At 61.4% G+C, this 1,011-nt stretch carries 2 protein-coding genes; one reads left to right on the plus strand and one right to left on the minus strand.

Annotated elements, in window-relative coordinates:
* Window positions 1-585: FIST N-terminal domain-containing protein (locus EOC06_RS43675; RefSeq protein ID WP_281062115.1), on the minus strand; the 585-nt coding region annotated here is incomplete at its 3' end.
* Between the two features lie 264 nt (window positions 586-849).
* Between EOC06_RS43675 and EOC06_RS43680 the strand changes: the two genes are divergently transcribed.
* The coding region (locus EOC06_RS43680) for a 2Fe-2S iron-sulfur cluster-binding protein (protein ID WP_245470124.1) at window positions 850-1,011 on the plus strand (162 nt) is incomplete at its 3' end.

Genomic DNA, 1,011 nt, shown 5'->3' on the forward strand with positions numbered 1-1,011 from the left:
GGTGACCTTGCCGTTCGAGATCAGGCGCGTCGTCTCGAATTTCAGATCGTCGCCGGCGGAGCCGCCAAGCAGCGGAATGTCGTCGAGGCCCCAGTGGATGGCTGAACTCACCGCTTCTTCGGCATAAGAGAGCCCATCGATGAAACAGAGCGCGAAAGTGCCTTTGGTCCGATCGCAACCAAGGCGCGCGCGCAGCGATCGCCGCAGGGTCTCCACCTCGCCGGTGATCCTGTCCATACCCGACGAGGACAGATTTTCGACCATCACGCTGACGGCGGTGAACGCGGCGGACGGAAGCAGCATGGCCAGCACATGACCATCCTCGAGACCTTGCGGCGTGATCTCGCCGGCAGTCGAACAGCCGGCGTGGTGGAGCGCCGGTGCGTGGGTCATGAGCGCCTGGGAAAGGGCGCTGGCTTCGACCAGGCTCTGGGAAAAGAACAGCAGGGCAAAGCCTGCGTCGATGGCGGCTGCTTCCAGTGCGATCGCCTTGGCGAACGCCTCCATGTCGGGCTCGTCCGTAGTGAGCGCCGACAGGCCGCATGCATAGCGCGTCTGTGAATTGGCCAGCGATGTTCTCCGCATTTCCTCCGACGCTTTTTTGTGCGCGGCTGTTTTTAAATGCTTCTGGCGCGCGGGCGTCGACCGACATTGTTGCCTTCAATCGGCGGTTTGGCAATGGGGCCACCGGCACCGCATGTTTGGGCGCGGCCATGATCGAAAGTACAATGTTCCGCGTTTGCGACGTGCTGTTTTTTGTCCGATGTGCGGTGTACGAATAATGCACCACCGAAGCGCGAATACCGCGTCGGCAGCGTGGATACCAAGGTTGATACCCAGGGAGGGACCATGTCGGACGTTTCGTTGATGGTGAACGGAAAGCGGGTCAGCGGTGCTGCCGAGGACCGAACACTTCTGGTTCACTTCCTGCGGGAAAATCTCGGCCTTACCGGCACGCATGTCGGTTGCGACACCTCGCAATGCGGTGCCTGCGTCGTCCACGTCGATGGC

This window comes from Mesorhizobium sp. M7A.F.Ca.MR.362.00.0.0 (genome assembly GCF_004023175.1).
In the GTDB taxonomy this organism is placed as follows: Bacteria; Pseudomonadota; Alphaproteobacteria; order Rhizobiales; family Rhizobiaceae; genus Mesorhizobium.